This is a genomic window from Chryseobacterium nakagawai (assembly GCF_900637665.1).
Lineage (GTDB): Bacteria > Bacteroidota > Bacteroidia > Flavobacteriales > Weeksellaceae > Chryseobacterium > Chryseobacterium nakagawai.
Map to the genome: position 1 here is coordinate 1895843 of NZ_LR134386.1, position 17643 is coordinate 1913485.

The window sequence follows — 17643 nt, forward strand, 5'->3', positions numbered from 1 at the left end:
TAGAATGTTATTTAAAGGGTTATATAACCTATTATCAACCAGTTTTGTTCTGTCATTCTGAATGTAACGAAGTGAAATGAAGAATCTAAATGAAAAGAGATTCCTCCTTCGTCGGAATGACAATAGCTATAAAATTGTATATCAACTCCATTATTTAAAATAAAAAAATCCTTAGAGAATAATCTAAGGATTTTTTGTGGGTTATTGTTAATGGTTACGTCTCCAATTATGGTATTGGGCATAAACTATTGGTCAGAAGCCTTTTTACTGAACAAAAATGTTTTTCCGCCTTGGGTCAAGTTGAGTTGTTTATTTTCTGGCATGAAAGAGATTTTTAGGCCTGCTTTTTCAAAGGCGAACTTGTCTTTTTCTGTAGCAGTGAGTGGAAATTCCGGCTGGTTGGTGCCCTGGGCGTATAATGTTTGATCTTTAATCAAAATCTTTAAACCTAGAGCAATATCTTTTGAAGTGTAATCACCTACATATTTTTCAAGATCAGCAACAGGTATTTTAGCAGTATTAAATACCGGATATTGATAATCTTTGCCGTATATAAGGTTCATAAGGGCAATATAGAAATTGTTATGAGAAAAGTTTTGTCCATTAATAGTTACAGCGTAAGATAGTTGATCTGTCGGTTCGAAGGTTACTATTGAATGACTTCCTGCCGTATCACCGCCATGTCCGTAGGAAATTATATTGTAGAACGGAACTTTCATGATTCCCGAACCAAATACTTTTTCTTTTGGATTGGAAATCATCATATCAACAGTTTCTTTCTTGATAAATTTACCATTGAATAGCGCATTGATAAAGGTATTCAGGTCTTCAGGAGTAGAAGTAATGTCTCCTAAGCCGATACAATTATGAAAATCAAAATCTTTTACTTCTGTCCAGGTATCTTTTTTTAATTCATACGATTTAAAAATATTCTTTGGATTGTCAAGAACAGAAAACGTGTTGGGCATTGAAGTTTTTTCCAAAATATTTTCCTTTAAAACTTCATTATAAGGCTTGTTATGGATTTTTTCCAGTATCCTGCTTAATAGAAAATAGGCGGAGTTGGAATATCTCAGTTTCTCCCCGGGTTTAGATTTTACCCCTTCTTTTTTGATGACTTCGATAATGGCTTTATCACCTACTGCTTTTCCAAAAAGCCAGTTGTCTTTAATAGATTCACCTGCATAATCTCCCAATCCGCTGGTATGGTTTAGCATGTTATGGATTGTAATGTTTTTAGCATTGGGAATTTCAGGATAGAATTTGGAGAGAGGCTCAGAAAGATTTAATTTTCCCTTTTCTATAAGCTGAAAAAGCATCACAGCAGTAATAAGTTTGCTGATAGAGCCTATCTGATAACCTGTGTTTTGGTCATAAGTAGTGTTTGTAGGCAAAAGATTCTGACCAAAGTCTCTTTTATAGATGGAGATTCCGTTTTTGAAAATGGCTACACTTCCGATTTCCTGATTATTCTGAACCATATAGTTTAAAAAATCATCAATCTTTTGTGTATCAATTGCTTTTCCGTTCAGATATGAAATATCGGGAGTTTCCGGTTTGCTTTCTCTATAAAGGTTTAAAGTCATCATTTTACCGTTCTGAATCAGATTTCCTTCAAAATGATCTGTTTTGTAGATTCCTTTATAACCTGCACGTATACTGCTTATCTCCAGAGTGAGTTCATTGTTATTGAAATCTGTTTTATCAGTCAGAATTTCTTTAGAGCTCTGTTTAGGACTTATAAGGGTGGTGATATAGCCTTGTGACTTCTTTGATATTTTAAAAATAACAGGAAGTTTCATATTTTGAGTATCCAGTTCACCATTCCAGGTTCCTTCAATTTGAGCGTGACAAAGCTGTGCCAGGCATGCCAGCACCAATAATAATTTGATTTTCATGGTATTTTAAATGATTTTATTGATTATAATCTGACAGATTAAAGTGGTGACTAACGATACGATACAAAAGAGTACAATATGCTGCCACTTTTTGATATTGGTTGCTGTTTTGAACCCATTATAGAAAAGGGTAATACTATAGATTAGGGTAGTAATGGAGATAAAAGTCATAGAAATCATAATCAGAAAATCCAGATAGGGAAATGCTCCTGAGGGATTCGACTCGTATTTAATGACATTTTTCCCGGCAAGCCTAATATATGATATTTTTCCAATGCATTGGAATAAGATTAGAACAAGTTGGGAGATTAAAACGGTATTGACAATATCAATGATTCTGGTTTTTCTGTTTAGAATTTTACCTAGAATAAAAAGAATGACAATACCGGCCATGAAGCTTAGCAGGGTCGTAATTGCTATTATTTGAAATGAAGGATTTTCTACAGGACTGATTTTGTATATACTGGTGAATGTAGTGCCTGTCCAATATCCTACTGCAATAGAGATAAAAACAGCAAGAATGCCTGTAAGGAGCAGGTATTTTTCATCAAATCTTTCAAATGGATTAAAAATGGTTTTCCAGTTCATTATACATTGAGTTTACAGGTTATTATTTATAGTTTGCTTTTCAATTTTTCCACCTTTGTGATAAGATCATCCATTTTATTTCTCATCGTAGGATAGGATAAGCCTGCCTGTTTGGCCATTTCCTTAATGCTTCCGCTGGAAAGAAAAAAATTAAGTACAAAATCCTGTTCATCACGATTGAGTTTTAGAAGAACCGGAAGTTCATAATCTCCGCTTACTTCGGTTTTACAACTTGGGCACTTCATCTGGCTTACGTTAAGAGTATGGTCACAGCTTGGGCACACTATCGGTAACTTCATTGAATTTATTTTTTTTGCTAAAGTAATATATTTTTTAATAAAGTTAAATTGTTTTTTAATTTTATTAAAAATATTTGTAAAATGAAGTGCATATTAATTTCTTATTAAGATGAATAAAAGTGTTGGTTACTAAAACAAAATCAAATATTTTTGCCGAAAACTAATTAATATGAAAAAGGCCTTAACCCTTCTGTTTATTGTATCATCATTGGCTGTATATTCACAGATCAGTATTCCGGAATCTTCAGCAAAAGGAATCATTATTACCCAAGATAATCAGAAGATATTTTATACTAAATTAACCTATAGCAAGGGAAAAATTACCTATACTAATGCTCAGAATGGAGCGGAGGAGTTTCTTTATGACAATTCTGTAAAAGGAATCCAGGAAGATGGGAAGGCTGTCATAGGAAATGTATCTGAAGAACACCTTGTCGGAACTGTTAAAAATACTGAAACTCCTAAACTGACCTCTAAAAAAGAGATCAAAGAATACCTGATTCAGACCAATAATGTGCAGTATAGGAAAGGAAGAACTGTAAATAACATTGGGACAGCTCTTGTTGCGGGTGGTGCAGCCTGTTTTGTAGTTGGCGGAATATTGAATCTATCAAAGTCGGACACGAATACAACTAGTGGCTTAAAGAATGGAGAAAGTACAGGATCTTCAGTACCGCTTGTTATTGGGTTAATAGGTGCTGGTGCTGGTGTTGTTCTTAAATTGGTAGGACATTCACAGATGAAAAACGCTATCAATGATTATAGGACTACCGATATCAAAAGGTTTAAGCCTGATTATTATGTGCTTAATAACAGGAATGGTCTGGGAATGATGATGAGGTTTTAAAGTAGGAAAGAGACAGCTTTTATCATCACGAACCGTGTTTTCTAGAGAGTTCTTAATAGCAAAAGTCATAAAACCTTATTCGTAAAGTTTTATGACTTTTTCTCTTGAATATATTGTTTTTTAAAACAGAACTGATAAAATAGCTTTACCTTAATATTCCTCTGATTCTATTCGCATTGGTAATCAATTCTTCAAGATATTCATAGTTTTCTTTTTCTAAAGCAGATTTGAATTTTCTCAGCTGGGTAATATGTTCATTCAAAACATCTAATACATTTTCTTTGTTTTGCTTAAAAATGGGAACCCACATTTCAGGGTGTGATTTGGCAAGGCGGACCGTACTTGAGAACCCGGAACTGGCAAGCTGAAAGATGGTTTCTTCTTCGCGTTCCTTTTCCAGGACGGTATTGGCAAGGGCATATGAGGTAATGTGAGAGATATGGGAAATATAAGCCGTGTGGATATCATGGTCTTCTGCATTCATATAAATAGTGTGCATTTCAAGAGCATTCACAATACCTTCAACGATGTTCAGTGCATCTTCTGCGGATTCTTCTTTGTTGCAGATTACTCCGGCTTTGCCAGAGAAACTTTCAGCAATTGCAGATTTTGGTCCATTATTTTCGGTACCCCACATAGGGTGAAAGGCTACAAATCTCGAACGTTTTGGATGGTTTTTAACGGCACCCACAATTCCTGCTTTGGTAGATCCGGCATCCATAACGGTTTGCTGGTCTGATACAAGATCGAGAACATTGGGCAACAGTTTTCTTGCAGCATCTACAGGAATGGCCAGGATAATAAGATCTGAATCTTTGACTCCCTGTTGCAGATTTGCTTCGGCATCAATTATTTTTAAATCCAATGCTTCGTCAATATGCTGTTTGTTGTTATCAATTCCATAGATGAAGCTGGCGATGTTTTTTTCTCTCAATTTTAAGGCCATTGAACCTCCGATTAATCCTACTCCAATAATACTTATTTTCATCTTTCTAAATTTTTTTAAATAAAAAAACCTCGTCCTAGGACGAGGTTTTAAGTTATGTTCATAAGAATCCCTATCCCAGATCTGAGTTAAAAATTCTATAATAATATGTTCCGTTGTTAAAATTCACAAAGCAAAATTAAAAAATATTTTTTAAAGTTGAGAATTTTTTATGATTTCTTTTTGAGACGAATCGGAATATCGTACTGCCACTGTTTATTGGGAACTATTTTACTTTGCAGGTAATATTTTCCATCTTTCCTGAATACAACAGCCAGTGTATCGGTGGGAAGATGGTTACTCATTGGATCGCCTTCAATCTGTTTGACATATTTTACGATGATCTGTTTTTCATTTCCTGTGATGCTGCAAACGTCTGTGAAGAAGGTTTTATAACCAAGTCCCCAAAAAGTACAGCTGTCTTTGGTGATGATAAGTCCATAATCTAATGTCATCTCAGCGAACTCATCCAGTTTTCCAAAATCATGAGAGATAGAATAATCTCCTTTCCACTGGGTATGAAGTGAAACTCCTGAATCTTTTGAAGATCCTTCCGGCAGACTTTTGCAGGAAATAATACTGAGGACAGGAAGTATTAGCAATATTTTTTTCATGATGTTAACATGTCTTAATCAGCACTGTGAATGATGGTTCTTTTTACCTTATTGCTTTTCTGTTCCAATTCAAGTGTGGTCACACCGCCTGCAAACAGGAATTCAATTTCAATTTTATTAGGAGCTACTTTGTAACTGATCGTTTCCAGTCCGTCCTGATGAATTTCTTTTTCAATGCTTTGTTTTGGTAATTCTGCAGACAGGAGTTCTGCTTTTTCTATATCTTTTTCCTTAATCGTTTTCTGGTAGACTTCCGCCATTGTAGTGTTAGGGAAAATACATTCCTGCTGGGTTTCATATTCAACCGTTTTTTCCGTACATTCTTTTAATATAGGAATTTCCTTGCGTTCTTCAGTGAGTTTTTCTGCTACTGGTGCTTTTACTACAGAACTGTCTTTCTTTATAGTCTCTGTTTCGTCGACCATTTGTTTTGGATCGTTTTTACATCCTGTCATCAGGAATAAAGTAATAGCAATTACGCTTATGTTTTTCATTAATAATGGGTTATAGTTATTTTGTAGATGTTTTTTTTCTGCCTATGAAATGGTACCCTCTGATTGGTTTTGGAACATCTTTGTACAACTTGCAAATTTCAGGAATGGAAGATTGTTCAGAGGATTGTATTAGCTGCCACACCATTTCATCGTAATTCGCGTTCCAGCTTGAAAACTCTGCTTTCCCTTTACGAGCATTAGGATTGGAAGGATTGTAGAACTCTACTATCATCTTTCCATCGGTTATGATTCCGGTCATAATGCCTTGCTCCAGCTTCCCTTCAACAGTAAACTGGTAAGTTCCTGTTACGCTGTCATTGTTTTTCACAGTTTCTAACTTCATCTTGAATAGCTCAAACTGATAAGTAGATAATGCTTTCCAGGTTCCGGATATCGTATCTTTAATCCGACGGTTCATGATCTGCTGGAAGTAGTCCTGAACAGCTGTACTGTCTCGGGTATTGATTTTTTCCTCCGTTGTCATAGGCTTATTTTCCATGGATCTATTACAGGAAAGCATTCCTAAAACGAACACTATAAGTACAATTTTTTTTATGTTCATATTGTGCTGGCTATGAATTTTAATAATGGATGGTTATCGGACCATGGTCTTCAAATGTTTTTTCTGAAGAATTGATTTTGGAGGTTTCAGTTGCTTTTTGCATCATGTTATCAGGAATAAAAAACAGAATAGAATTATCTTTTTCATGGGGTTCAATATACCCCTTTTTATGAATAGACTTATTCCCTGTTTATGGGGATTTTTGCCTTTTAGCAGTATAGGGCTAAGATTAAATGCCCTTCTCAGTACTTTTTATGCTGAGAAGGGCAGATGATGTTGATTATTTAATATCAACTTATATATTTCCTGGGGAATTTTAGATCTTTGAAATTTTACCGGTAGGAGCGATTTTATATTTCTCCTTCTTTTTCTTATTTGAACTGTCAGTAAAGCTAATTTCATAGATGTCGACAGTCATGTCAGGGTTCATAATAAATGTTTCGTAGGTTTCCTCTTCAGGCATCGCGTAGCCTATTGACTGACGGCTGATAATTTTATCATTATTTACCGTAATGAGCTCTTGTGAATTAGAATCACCTTCAAAGTTCAAAACATATATATTAATAGGGCTTCCGGAAGCGGACTGTATTTGAAAAATAGACTCAGGGCTGCCTTCTGTAATACCTATAATTTTAATTATTTTATCAGATTCTAATTGACCCAAAACCGGATATTTTTTTGAACAGTCCGGAGAGCCTTCCTGTATACAGGTTTTTTTATATTCTTCATAATTAAAGGGAAGAGAGACATATTGAGTGTTGGCTGAACTTTCATTTGCTGGTTCAGCAGTTTCTTGGGCAGGTTTTGAAGAGACTAAGGTATCCTGTGCTTTTACAGCATTTTGATTTGTATTATTAGGTTCAGGTGCTTTCTTACATGATATCAATGCAAAAAATACAAATGGCAATACTAGTTTATTCATATATAATATATTATTTCTAATTTATTTAGTTCGGTCGTACACTCTTTGAGGAATTTTTGAAGTATCTTTTTTCTGACTTTTCATCAAGTCAATATATTTAAGATATGCTTCTTTTGCTTTTTCTTTATTGTCAAAGGTCCAATATGAATCTCCTAAATTTAAATAGGCTACAACTCTGTTTGGATATTTTTCAATGATTTCCTTTAACAAGAAAATAGAGGAGAGATTCCCATCTTTGGTATAAGCATTATAATAGGCAATATCATTATAATCATTTAAATTATTTTCATTGAGAGGATTGAAATAAAGCCATTCAGCAATTGTTTCAATATCTATCGTATTTTGCTTATTTAAGGCATTGGTTTTACTTGCTGATTTCAATAATACTAAGGATTTACTGAAATTTGATAATGAGTTTTCTTTTGATTCCTTGATATCTTTATTGTAAATATCGTTATTGTTCGCTGTTTTATTATCAATGCTGTTGGATAAATTATTCATATCCATTGTAATGTTAGGAATGAAATCATCATCAACTGTTGAGATTGATGTTTTATACAAATACCAGTTATCCTTAATAAATTTGTAATAGTGGGTTTCTGTTGTTTTAAAATTTCCACAACAAGAAGCTCCGACGATTATTTCACCAGGCTTTATGCTTGAAATAAATAAATTGTTGACAGGATCTTCTACCTCTGTGAAATCATCATTATTGACCATAAAGGATTTTGTTTCCGAAAACTTATTGTTGGCACCTTGTAAGAAAATTTTAACTTGTTTTTCTTCTGGTGATTTATCCAGAATCTGAAGATAATCAACTTTATTGTCTTTATTAAAATCTCCTCTTACAGTATCTTTTAGAGGTTGATGGTTTTCAACCTCTTTCTTAGAAGATAGATTGTCATTTTTTATAGGATTGTTGTCTGCCTGTTTACAGAAAACAAACTGAGTCATTACTGCTAAAAATAAAATAGGTTTAATCATTTTTATTTCTTTAAATCATTTAATCTTTTTAAAGCTGCTTTTCTTACGTTTACAAATTTCTTTGTTTTTTTGTCTACTATTTTTGTGGTTACTAAATCAGAAAAGTAACTTAAACCTTGAATTCCGTAGTAATTCGTTGTGGTGTCAGTATCTTTAGTTAAATCAACAACTCTTTGGTAACCCTCAATGGCCAGTTGTTTGTCTTTTTTGCAGCCTTTTTTATCAAATTGAGGATCATGCCATAGTCCCCAGGCGAAAGCTGCTTTTTTATTATCGTAAGCCTTACTGTCTTTAAATTTATAATCTGTGGTTTTTCCTTTACTTGTGGTACATTTAGAATATAATGATTCAAATCCATTTTTTACACTCTCAAGCCTGTCGTCAATATGATTGAATCCTCCGTTTACACAATAGCAAATGTAAATAAAATCATTATTATCAGCATGACTGTTGAGAACAGCCCTTTTGTCCCAGAACCAACCTGCTGAATAGGTAGCATAAGGAGATTTAGCAACTTTATCTCTAGCCTCTGCACTTGAGGTTACATCTTCTCCAATTGCAGCTTGAAAGGCTTCATAGTTTTCTTTACCTGTTAACTGAATTAACCCTCTTCCATGCCAGCCTTTGTATGGGGCAAGATAAGCGGCGTCTCCCAACTCAACATTATACTTGAAACCTTCCGATTCTTTATTAATCTGAGCTAAGAAATGTATTTTTTGTAAACAGGAATTGATATTAAACTTCTTGAATGTTTGATTGAAACCATCGAAATATTTATCAATATTGGCTTGGCTGGCACCTGTAGCAATGCCTTTCAATTGTTCTTTTGTTATATCCTTATTACATGCACAACTTCCAGCAGCTTGTGGTGCCGCTGCCTGGCTTTGATAGCTTGAATAACAGCTGCAGGTATTGGCGTAACCTGCTTCAATAGCTAATTGAACAATACTTTTTCCATTTAAAGCGGTTAAGCTTTTACAGAAATATTTATCTTCAAGATATTGAGCATCAAACTGTCTTACATCCATGTGAATCCAGCTGAAGGTATGGTCAAATCTTACTTTTCCTTTACTATTGTATAATAAGTCAATAGGTTCTATTGAAAATAGGTTGGTATTAGGCCATTCTTTTTGAGCACCAAGATATTTAACAAATAGAGTATCTCTCATATTTCTTAATTCTACAAGGTTCTTTTTGTTTTCACCTCTAATCGCCCAAGTACCTTTACTGAACTGCATATCAATAGCCTTCCCCTGGTGGTTGGTAGTTGAATAGTTTTTGAATCTACATCTGTATCCTGAGGTAAAATGATCTATTTTGTAAGTTGTTTGTTTACTAAAGTAGAATTGCAATGCCTTAAACCCGAATAAAAGGGATCTGTGAATTCCAGGATATTCATATTTATGGTAGGCTTCCGTTTTACTTGTACTTTTATAGGTTCCCTTTCCAGTTCCGTCCCCAAATCCGTCACAGCTGTTGGTTTCCTGAATGCCTCTTAAAACGCTGGTTGCTTTTTTCCCTTTCGTAGAGCAGTCACATTTCATCTGGTTCCAAAATGTAGTACTGATATCAAAGTTTTTAGAAAACTCATCAATGGCTCTTAATACATTTCCACATACTTTGCCCGTTTCAGGAACTTTCATATAATCCTTCTGAAACTGTTTCACCATTTTCTCTGACCGGTCTGTAAATTTATCTGTAGGTACATTTCCTCCAAATCCGGATAAACGGATATTGATTTCCCTTATCAGCTCACTAGGCGGAGCGTTTTTGTCAATACAGAATTTTCCCCCACAATTTTTTGGATCAGCTTTTGGTTGATTTTGTACTCCGCTTGGGGTCGTTCCATTATTTTGTGGTTTCGGAGCTTCAATAATGTCCACATCAATAGTCTGAGACTTTGATGAAAGATTCAGGAAGATGACTTCTGCAAAGATTTCTTGTTGTCCTCCTTTCCAATATTCACCACTATCAGGATTTTTAGGATTGTTTCCTACTTCTCCCGTTTTTTGCATAGCAGGAGTCAGTGGCATAGAAAGGTTTATTTTATCAGCCAGGAAAGTATGTTCATGACTATATAACAGGTCATTATCTCCTATAAGGTCATGCTCCCATATTTTAAGAATATATTTTTTGCCTACAAGGTTTTTCGATTCTATATGGACGATTATGGTTTCTCCATATTTAGGATTTTTGCCAAATTCTTTACCATTTTTATCCGTTAGTTTTACTTGGGTAATTACTCCTTTTTTATCTGGCTGGTTATTAGGAGAATTAGGTCTGGTTGATCCTTTTGGAGAATTGGGATTAGGCTGAGGTTTCGGAGCATTGGGTTGTCTGGATGGAGCAGGAGGTGCTTTATATTCCGGGTTGTCAGCAGTGGCGTTATCTGAAGCTTTCAGTTTTCCATTATATTCTGCTGTCACATAATATTCATGCTGCTTTTTATCATCTTCCCTTTGATTGGCAAGAGCAATATAGGTATTAAGAAGTGTAAAATTCCAACGGGCATTTCCCTGGCTATCTACCAGTACGGGAGGAGATTTTACGATAGATTGATTTTTGTTATTGTGTCCATCACCATTTTCATCATCTTCCCAAAGCGTTAAAATAATATGTTCTCCTTCCAGACCCTGACATTTAGCCGTTGCTGTCAGGCGATCTTTATAACTTAGTTTTTTATTGACAGCTGTTCCATCCTGAAAAGTGAGTTTTACCTCAAGAATATTTTTTTCTGTGGAAGGCGGCTGCTCATTTTTTTGAGGCTGTACAATAATAGACATAGGTTCTTTACCTTCAGGACTATTAAGATACCCTTCAACTCTGAAGGTTTCCTGCCAGGAATCTTTGCCAAAAGTAAATTCTCCAACTTTTTTCTTAATGCTAGTAGTGGTAAACTGCCCATCTGGTCTTTTCCTAAACAATTCCCAGGTGACAAGAGCTTCATTTTTTTCATTAGCAGGGGTATCAGGATACCATTCTGTTACTTTATAGAAGGTTTTTTCTCCTGTTTTAGGAGAAGTATTTCCGGAGATTCTTAAAACGCCTTTTTTTGCCATGATCTTTAGTTTTTAGGGTTACCAGGCGTATGCCTCCTTTTCATCAGTTTCTGCCTTGAATTTGTCAAAATTTACAACAGGGTTATACACCTGTTGCTCCTGGCTATCAGCATTGTTAACCTGGCCTTTTCCCGTCTCATTTTGTTGACCATGTTTTAAGATGGTAATCTTTCCTCCTGTAGTACACATCAATTCAGATATTTCAGTCAGGCAGCATTTCCCCATAATCTTTACTTTTTCGTAAGGTTTTTGCCATTTTCCTGCAGGGGCATAAGCACAAGGAAGATATCCTCCAGGAGTGGGCTTAAGCTTACATTGTCCAAAAGGCTGCGCAGGAGGGTCAAGCTGTACATCATCTTCGGTTACCGCAAGATAATCTGCTTCTCCTTCCTTATTGTTCCAATAGTGTTTTTGCTGGCTGGTTACCTTAAATTTAGGAAACTTGAAGCCCTGGTTACACTGTACAGTTCCTTTTTGTATAATAAAATACTTTCCATCATGTGGACTTGAACTGCTTTCGCCAGCTTTATCTTTCTTATCTTCTTTCTGTTCTTGTTTTTCGTCTGCTTTTTCGGAGGATTGATTTTCATCAGATGACTCTTCTGAAGAAGATTCTTCGGGAATTCCTTTATTCTCAGTACTTTCCTGAGATACTGCAACAGCCGAAGTTTGGGATTCCTTTTCCTCAGCGATAAACTGAGGATCTTCCGGAATCATAATTTTCTTTCCCGGAATGGGTTCCTGCATAATGTCCCCCTCTGAGCAGTGGAGGTTGTGATAGGTCTTTAAAATGCCTTCGTTTTTCAGCTTGAATTGCTGAGCCAGCGAACTAAATGTATCGCCTTGCTGTATGACATAACTTTTCATATTATCCTTGTGTTATCGTGATTGTGTGTTTTTGAACTGACTCTGCTTCACGCCATAAGTTGATAGTAGCTGAGGCCTGAAGAAGGTTTTTATTTTTCTTATGAGTGGTGTATTGAATAATAATGCTTCCAGAAACGGGATCATCAACCGGTTTATTATATTGGTTTCCTGTTCTTAGTTCCTGTAAGCTGTAAAGCGCTGTGATATTTCCCGTTAAAATGGTTGTAACATGATCCTGATTTTCATCTTTTTGCTCAATTTCCATAGTGCATTGAACAGGAAAAGAGTTTTGTAAGAAATAAAATGATTCTGCCCATGCTGCTTTCCTATGAAACCATTCCATTCTGGGGAACAGGGTCTGAAAGAGTAGGGTACTTTGTAATTGACGTAGGAAAAAAATTTCATCTGAAATATTTTTTTCAAAAGTATCCATATAACGTTCAGAAATTTCTCCGACAAAGAAATCAAGGTCTTTTCGTTTGCCAGCAAAGTTTTCAGTAATTTTTTTATGATCTGCAAATCCGGTTATTTTGCCTGAATCATTTACGATAATATCAATAGGCATAATGCTCTTCATACAGGTAATTGATAGATTACTCATGGTAGCATCCGGAGGGTTTCCGTTTGATGTAAATTGATCCTGGCTATAAGACAATATATAATGATTTTGTTTTTTGTCTTTATATATATCAAGATTTACATGATAATCTATTTTTAAAAGAGACTCAAATGGACTTTCAAAAGCTTCAGTAACTTTATAGGCTTTTTCAAAAAATGAATCGGACAGTTGTGAAAAAGGAAGTATATTTTTTCTTTCCAGATTTTTTTGTTTTTCAGTTTTAATATGGATCGGAACGAAAACATTTTTAACTTCATTAAGGTTATCAAACCAGATTCTATCCAATCTCTGGCAGTGGGAATTATGAAATAGCTTAAGTTCCTCGCCGGTCATACCCAACCGGGAAGCAATGGAATTCAGGGTGTCCCCGTTGCGAACCTTATATTCTAAAAAATCAATATCCATTCAACGTGAATTATAGTATAAAGCTATTAAAAAACTATATTTGAAATTAATTTTTAAGGTTAAATTTGAAAAATTGTAGTAAAACTACGACAAAGAATCCTCAGGAGTTTTGACTCAAAATCATCAAAAGATTTAATAATTTTGCGAGAACTGAATACAATGATGTCAGGAGATATTCCCAACTGTTAAGCACAATAATATGAAAAATAAATATTTACAAAGCCTTCTTATATTACTGGTTACATTTCATTTTGGATATGCTGGAAATTTACCTTATAAGTTTTCTTTGGTAAAAGAAGATACTATAAGAATTAAGGAAAGCCTTAATGAAGTAGATATTGATGCCAATGAATATCTGAAAGATCACTTGAAGCCTATTCAGGATAATTTTAAGAGAATTAATTCTATAACAGAATGGACTTCCATCAAAAAGAAAAGTATTGAAGGGGAGTCAGCTGAAGGTGGAGAGGCTATGTATTATTATAAGAATAAACGGCTGGAAAAAATTATGGCCAGGCATTATGGAGAATTGGGGCAGGTGTTGATAGAATATTACCTGATGAATGGAAAGCTATCCTTTGTTTTTGAAAAAGACTATAAGTACAATCGTCCGCTATTTTATGATATAAAGGCAATGAAGGAAAATAATGATACAGAAGCTTTTGATTTTCAGAAATCAGAGATTACAGACACTCGAAATTACTTTGAAAAAGGATCTCTGCTGCATATTGTGAACAGCCAGGACTGTGGTGCTCCTTTCAGTGGAGAGTATATGAGAGAGGAGGATAAAAGCATTAAAGATGCTTTTCAAAGACTTCTAAAGTTAGAGAAAGAGAAGTAGTATTTTTTATTTGAGTATTCTTGATACACATAACGTTTTAAACTTAAAAAACATAAGTATTTAAAAAGTCTTTTGTGCCTAAAAAACTAAGCTATTTAGTATCTTTAATAAGGGTAAGACGTTCCTCAACCTGTTTGATCTTAGTAATCCAGTAATTGATCCCTTCCTGATTAGTCACTGTTTTCTTAAATGCATTGCGGTTCACTGTCCATAGTTTAGAGCCATTTTGCTGATATTCAATTTCACGCTCCCTTTTGGTTTCCGGTTCTATGCGGTATCTCCAATACACCAAGGAGTGCATGTATTCTGCACGGATTTTTTCAAGATAGGAGATGATGGCTTTTCGGTCCTGGGGAATATATCCCGGCCCTGAACATCCACAGGAATGAAAGGTAATTCCTACAGTGTACAGATCTTTAATATGTGCCCATTGCTTATGGTCATTTTTTGCCGGTGATTCAAAGTCCAGGCCCATATTGGCCATAAGATTCCCACATTCGGGGCACTTGGCTTCTACGGAGATCTGAGCATCTCTGTCTACATCTTTTAAAACACGACGTTTGAAGGTTTTCTGACAGTTGAAACAAGCATAATGACATTTATAAACCATCATGGCATATCGGCACATAGTTAATCTTTTGTTTTTTTAGTTATTAATTATTTTTTCTCTTCATAGCTGATTCCCATAAAACTACTGGCACTTCGTGGATCATATACGGACCAGACACTTCCCCACGGAAAAATGAAAGTACAGCTTGGATAAGGTGTTTTCTTTTTCTGGGTTGGAGGTACTCCCAAAATTAAGCTCAGAAATTTATTATTCCGGTGGAATACCTGCATTTCTTTTTCTTCAGTCCACTCATTCCAGTCTTTGGCATCAGTCTTTTCCCATGTATGCATATGAATGCTATGCAGCTGATCTCCCAAAAAGCAGAGACTGAAGGAAAGTTGATGGCTTTCAACTTCTATAGTCTTAAAATAATACCAAAAATATCCGGTTTTTACATCCCACCTATTTTGATACTTTTCCTTATAAAAATCAGTCTGTTTCAGCTGTTCAAGCAGCATTCCCTTATACAATTGAGTATTGAACTCTATGAGTTTTAGGCTGCCATTTTCATTGTTAACCAGCATATTCAAAAAAAATGAAGCTATAAATATACCCGTTTTTTCTTTACAGACAACGAATAATATTTACAGCTTCCAGTAGAAATAGAAAATATCGGTGTTACGGATTTGATATAATTAATGTTGAAGGAATATCGGAGAGCCAAAGACTCTTCGTATCGATCAGGCTTTTCCAGCTTTTGCTGCTGATGAGCATCAAATCCTGAGAGTTCAGGAATTCTTTTTCAATTTTTTTATCGTTATACAACGTGATATGATTAGGAGCCACCTGTTCAATACTTCGGATCAACTCTTTTACCTCAATATTATTACGGATTTGTCCTGCAGCATCAAGAATGATAATCTGAGAATTGTTATTATTAATCAGTCTTTTGGCGTATTCAAGAAGATAGAAATCACTTAAATTAAAGATGGGAACAAATACCTTATCGGCAGCATTGAAGCCTTTCTCTACCAAAACACCTACAGGAATATTGGCTTTATCCAGGATCTGTAGCGTGAAGTCATCAAAAGGAGAATTGTTAAAGATATTCCCTTTGCCTTTTACGGTATTTAAAAGCTTTTCAGGATTAATAATCTTGGTGGTAAAACCTAATAATCTTCCTAATAAACTTCCTTCATACATAGACTTTCCAAGCATGATAAGGAGAAGGTCATAATGACCTTTGTTGGTAATGCTGGTCAGATCATTTTCTATATCTGTAGAGGCTTTAAAAAGAGTAGTGACCTCCAGATTCAACTCATGTGATTTTTCAATGACATTCTGAAACTGGGATTCTTCATATTCATCCATATCATAAGCATGCATTTCATCCACAGGGGCAATATTCATGGCGGTGATACTTTTATTGCCATTCATTTTATGGGTGAAATCATGGGCCAGTTTTAATAATGTGCTTCCAGACTCTGGTTTATCAAAAGATAATAATACCCTATATTTTGAATCGTTGGACGAATCAACAAGTTCACCTGCTTCTTTTCTGGATTTAAAAACAAAATTAATGAAGTCTAAAGCAGGACCTGTCATAAAAGTTGTAAACAGGGCCATAATAACAAGCATTGCAAAGATTTCCGGACCTAATACGCCCAAATCATATCCAATATTCAGAACGATAAGTTCCATTAAACCTCTCGTGTTCATCAAAGCACCTATGGTTAAACTTTCTTTCCAATTTATTCCGACAAACTTGGCGGTAAGTGCACTTCCTGCAAACTTTCCAACAACAGCAGTTAAAATAATAAATCCGGCAGTCATCCAAAGATGGCTGTCATTCAGTAGGCCAATTTGTGTACGAAGTCCTGTGAAGACAAAGAATAAGGGTAGAAGGAGAACCAGGGCCACATCTTCTACTTTATCAATAAACAGGGTACGGAATTTTGCATTTTCCGGCATGATCGCTCCTGCCATAAATGCTCCAAATAAAGCATGAATTCCAATGACTTCAGTGATGTATGATGATAAGATCAGTGTAAGGAAGAAAATAGCTACCATCGGTTTACTGATCGTATTCTTTCCTGCCTGAAGATCTCCGATTCTTTTCAGAAATGGTCTTACAATTTTGATCATCAGAAAAACATAGGCAATAGCCATGATAATAACATAAATGGAGCTTGTAAAAGAACCTGCTTTTACAATAGCAATTACAGCCGCAAGAATACACCATGCCGTAATATCATCTGCTGCTGCACAGGTAATAACGATAGTTCCAAGCTTGGTTTTCTGAAGATTTCTTTCCTGAACGATTCTTGCCAATACCGGGAAGGCAGTAATACTCATAGAAATAGCAATAAACAAAGCAAAGGATGTAAACTGAATACCCACAGGTGAAAATTCCTGATAAATGAAATAGGATAAACCTATTCCGAGTGCAAAAGGGATAATGATGCTGGCATGGCTAATCACTACGGCATCGTGAGCTTTCTTTCTTAAAACACTCAGGTCCAGCTCCATTCCTACAATATACATGAATAAAATAAGCCCGATCTGGCTCAAAAACTGTAAGTTTCCTAATGATTCTTTCGGAAAAAGGAAGGCTGAAAATTCAGGAAAGTACATCCCTAAAAGTGATGGTCCCAAAATGATCCCCGCAATCATTTCTCCAATCACGGAAGGTTGCCTGATCTTCATACAAATCCATCCGAAAAGCCTCGCTGTAAGGATGATCGTAACAATCTGTGCCAGTAATAATGCTAAAGGGTGATGAAGATTTGTTTTAAATGACTCCTGAAAATTATCCCAGGTAGATCCTGTGCTGGTTTTAGCAACAATATTTTCCTTAATTTCCAATGTTTGTCCTTCAATAATGAAGAAATACATCAGACAGGAAAAGATCGCTATGGTAGTGATGTAGAAAATTAAATTTCTGTATTTCCCCCAATTCATGATTCCTTTATTTTGATGCAAAGGTGATAAGAAAATGTTTACAGTAAAAGAGCTTGTTTTTAAAATGTAATGAATACGGTGAAAAATGTAATAAAATCCTGGTGTTGAAATTTTTTTGAATTTTATGATTTGAGTATGACTTAGGAAA

Annotated in this window: 17 protein-coding genes; 2 read left to right on the top strand and 15 right to left on the bottom strand. The window is 35.2% G+C overall.

The window, feature by feature from the left end:
• Positions 1 to 245: 245 nt before the first annotated feature.
• Genes EL260_RS08715 through EL260_RS08725 form a run of 3 tightly spaced genes read right to left on the bottom strand, consistent with a single transcriptional unit; the run spans position 246 to position 2785 of the window.
• Positions 246 to 1898, bottom strand: coding sequence for a serine hydrolase domain-containing protein (locus tag EL260_RS08715; protein ID WP_123859783.1), 1653 nt, complete (start codon positions 1896 to 1898; stop codon positions 246 to 248).
• A gap of 6 nt (positions 1899 to 1904) precedes the next feature.
• Positions 1905 to 2486, bottom strand: a complete 582-nt coding sequence (locus tag EL260_RS08720; protein WP_123859784.1) for a YIP1 family protein — start codon at positions 2484 to 2486, stop codon at positions 1905 to 1907.
• A gap of 26 nt (positions 2487 to 2512) precedes the next feature.
• Positions 2513 to 2785, bottom strand: a complete 273-nt coding sequence (locus EL260_RS08725) for a DUF2089 family protein (RefSeq protein WP_123859785.1) — start codon at positions 2783 to 2785, stop codon at positions 2513 to 2515.
• Between the two features lie 169 nt (positions 2786 to 2954).
• Between EL260_RS08725 and EL260_RS08730 the strand changes: the two genes are divergently transcribed.
• Positions 2955 to 3632, top strand: coding sequence for a hypothetical protein (locus EL260_RS08730; RefSeq protein ID WP_123859786.1), 678 nt, complete (start codon positions 2955 to 2957; stop codon positions 3630 to 3632).
• 145 nt (positions 3633 to 3777) lie between these two features.
• Here the strand turns inward: EL260_RS08730 and EL260_RS08735 are convergent, their stop codons facing one another.
• From EL260_RS08735 to EL260_RS08775, 9 genes are all read right to left on the bottom strand, one after another.
• Positions 3778 to 4620, bottom strand: a complete 843-nt coding sequence (locus EL260_RS08735; RefSeq protein WP_123859787.1) for a prephenate dehydrogenase — start codon at positions 4618 to 4620, stop codon at positions 3778 to 3780.
• A 167-nt stretch (positions 4621 to 4787) separates the two neighbouring features.
• Positions 4788 to 5231, bottom strand: coding sequence for a DUF5991 domain-containing protein (locus EL260_RS08740; protein WP_123859788.1), 444 nt, complete (start codon positions 5229 to 5231; stop codon positions 4788 to 4790).
• Between the two features lie 14 nt (positions 5232 to 5245).
• Positions 5246 to 5725: a hypothetical protein gene (locus EL260_RS08745; protein WP_123859789.1), complete on the bottom strand. Its 480-nt coding sequence runs from the start codon at positions 5723 to 5725 to the stop codon at positions 5246 to 5248.
• Between the two features lie 16 nt (positions 5726 to 5741).
• Positions 5742 to 6287, bottom strand: a complete 546-nt coding sequence (locus tag EL260_RS08750) for a hypothetical protein (RefSeq protein ID WP_123859790.1) — start codon at positions 6285 to 6287, stop codon at positions 5742 to 5744.
• Positions 6288 to 6603: 316 nt separating this feature from the next.
• Positions 6604 to 7209 (bottom strand): hypothetical protein, encoded by a 606-nt coding sequence (locus EL260_RS08755; RefSeq protein ID WP_123859791.1) that lies wholly within the window; start codon positions 7207 to 7209, stop codon positions 6604 to 6606.
• Between the two features lie 21 nt (positions 7210 to 7230).
• Positions 7231 to 8193 (bottom strand): tetratricopeptide repeat protein, encoded by a 963-nt coding sequence (locus tag EL260_RS08760; RefSeq protein ID WP_123859792.1) that lies wholly within the window; start codon positions 8191 to 8193, stop codon positions 7231 to 7233.
• 2 nt (positions 8194 to 8195) lie between these two features.
• Positions 8196 to 11252, bottom strand: coding sequence for a hypothetical protein (locus EL260_RS08765; protein ID WP_123859793.1), 3057 nt, complete (start codon positions 11250 to 11252; stop codon positions 8196 to 8198).
• A gap of 18 nt (positions 11253 to 11270) precedes the next feature.
• The gene (locus EL260_RS08770) at positions 11271 to 12119 is read right to left on the bottom strand and encodes a DUF4280 and LysM peptidoglycan-binding domain-containing protein (RefSeq protein WP_123859794.1); all 849 of its coding nucleotides are present in this window, start codon (positions 12117 to 12119) and stop codon (positions 11271 to 11273) included.
• A 1-nt stretch (position 12120) separates the two neighbouring features.
• Entirely contained in the window at positions 12121 to 13143 is a 1023-nt protein-coding gene (locus tag EL260_RS08775; protein ID WP_123859795.1) for a LysM peptidoglycan-binding domain-containing protein, read from the bottom strand.
• Between the two features lie 199 nt (positions 13144 to 13342).
• On the opposite strand from EL260_RS08775, the gene EL260_RS08780 reads away from it, so the two are divergent.
• Positions 13343 to 13984, top strand: coding sequence for a hypothetical protein (locus tag EL260_RS08780; RefSeq protein WP_123859796.1), 642 nt, complete (start codon positions 13343 to 13345; stop codon positions 13982 to 13984).
• Between the two features lie 91 nt (positions 13985 to 14075).
• On the opposite strand, the gene EL260_RS08785 is transcribed toward EL260_RS08780, so the two are convergent.
• The 3 genes from EL260_RS08785 to EL260_RS08795 form a co-directional block, all read right to left on the bottom strand.
• Positions 14076 to 14612 carry a hypothetical protein gene (locus tag EL260_RS08785; RefSeq protein WP_123859797.1) on the bottom strand — a complete coding sequence of 179 codons (537 nt, stop codon included), beginning with the start codon at positions 14610 to 14612 and terminating at the stop codon, positions 14076 to 14078.
• 29 nt (positions 14613 to 14641) lie between these two features.
• A complete protein-coding gene (locus tag EL260_RS08790; RefSeq protein ID WP_123859798.1) occupies positions 14642 to 15118 on the bottom strand; it encodes a hypothetical protein in 477 nt (158 codons plus the stop codon).
• Between the two features lie 94 nt (positions 15119 to 15212).
• Complete coding sequence (locus EL260_RS08795) at positions 15213 to 17495, bottom strand: cation:proton antiporter (RefSeq protein WP_123859799.1); 2283 nt, start codon at positions 17493 to 17495, stop codon at positions 15213 to 15215.
• Positions 17496 to 17643 lie beyond the last annotated feature (148 nt).

What these genes read in the sequence shown, in the direction of transcription:
- EL260_RS08715 (WP_123859783.1), bottom strand. Translation starts at nt 1,898, where the DNA reads ATGAAAATCAAATTATTATTGGTGCTGGCATGCCTGGCACAGCTTTGT.
- EL260_RS08720 (WP_123859784.1), bottom strand. Translation starts at nt 2,486, where the DNA reads ATGAACTGGAAAACCATTTTTAATCCATTTGAAAGATTTGATGAAAAA.
- EL260_RS08725 (WP_123859785.1), bottom strand. Translation starts at nt 2,785, where the DNA reads ATGAAGTTACCGATAGTGTGCCCAAGCTGTGACCATACTCTTAACGTA.
- EL260_RS08730 (WP_123859786.1), top strand. Translation starts at nt 2,955, where the DNA reads ATGAAAAAGGCCTTAACCCTTCTGTTTATTGTATCATCATTGGCTGTA.
- EL260_RS08735 (WP_123859787.1), bottom strand. Translation starts at nt 4,620, where the DNA reads ATGAAAATAAGTATTATTGGAGTAGGATTAATCGGAGGTTCAATGGCC.
- EL260_RS08740 (WP_123859788.1), bottom strand. Translation starts at nt 5,231, where the DNA reads ATGAAAAAAATATTGCTAATACTTCCTGTCCTCAGTATTATTTCCTGC.
- EL260_RS08745 (WP_123859789.1), bottom strand. Translation starts at nt 5,725, where the DNA reads ATGAAAAACATAAGCGTAATTGCTATTACTTTATTCCTGATGACAGGA.
- EL260_RS08750 (WP_123859790.1), bottom strand. Translation starts at nt 6,287, where the DNA reads ATGAACATAAAAAAAATTGTACTTATAGTGTTCGTTTTAGGAATGCTT.
- EL260_RS08755 (WP_123859791.1), bottom strand. Translation starts at nt 7,209, where the DNA reads ATGAATAAACTAGTATTGCCATTTGTATTTTTTGCATTGATATCATGT.
- EL260_RS08760 (WP_123859792.1), bottom strand. Translation starts at nt 8,193, where the DNA reads ATGATTAAACCTATTTTATTTTTAGCAGTAATGACTCAGTTTGTTTTC.
- EL260_RS08765 (WP_123859793.1), bottom strand. Translation starts at nt 11,252, where the DNA reads ATGGCAAAAAAAGGCGTTTTAAGAATCTCCGGAAATACTTCTCCTAAA.
- EL260_RS08770 (WP_123859794.1), bottom strand. Translation starts at nt 12,119, where the DNA reads ATGAAAAGTTATGTCATACAGCAAGGCGATACATTTAGTTCGCTGGCT.
- EL260_RS08775 (WP_123859795.1), bottom strand. Translation starts at nt 13,143, where the DNA reads ATGGATATTGATTTTTTAGAATATAAGGTTCGCAACGGGGACACCCTG.
- EL260_RS08780 (WP_123859796.1), top strand. Translation starts at nt 13,343, where the DNA reads ATGAAAAATAAATATTTACAAAGCCTTCTTATATTACTGGTTACATTT.
- EL260_RS08785 (WP_123859797.1), bottom strand. Translation starts at nt 14,612, where the DNA reads ATGTGCCGATATGCCATGATGGTTTATAAATGTCATTATGCTTGTTTC.
- EL260_RS08790 (WP_123859798.1), bottom strand. Translation starts at nt 15,118, where the DNA reads ATGCTGGTTAACAATGAAAATGGCAGCCTAAAACTCATAGAGTTCAAT.
- EL260_RS08795 (WP_123859799.1), bottom strand. Translation starts at nt 17,495, where the DNA reads ATGAATTGGGGGAAATACAGAAATTTAATTTTCTACATCACTACCATA.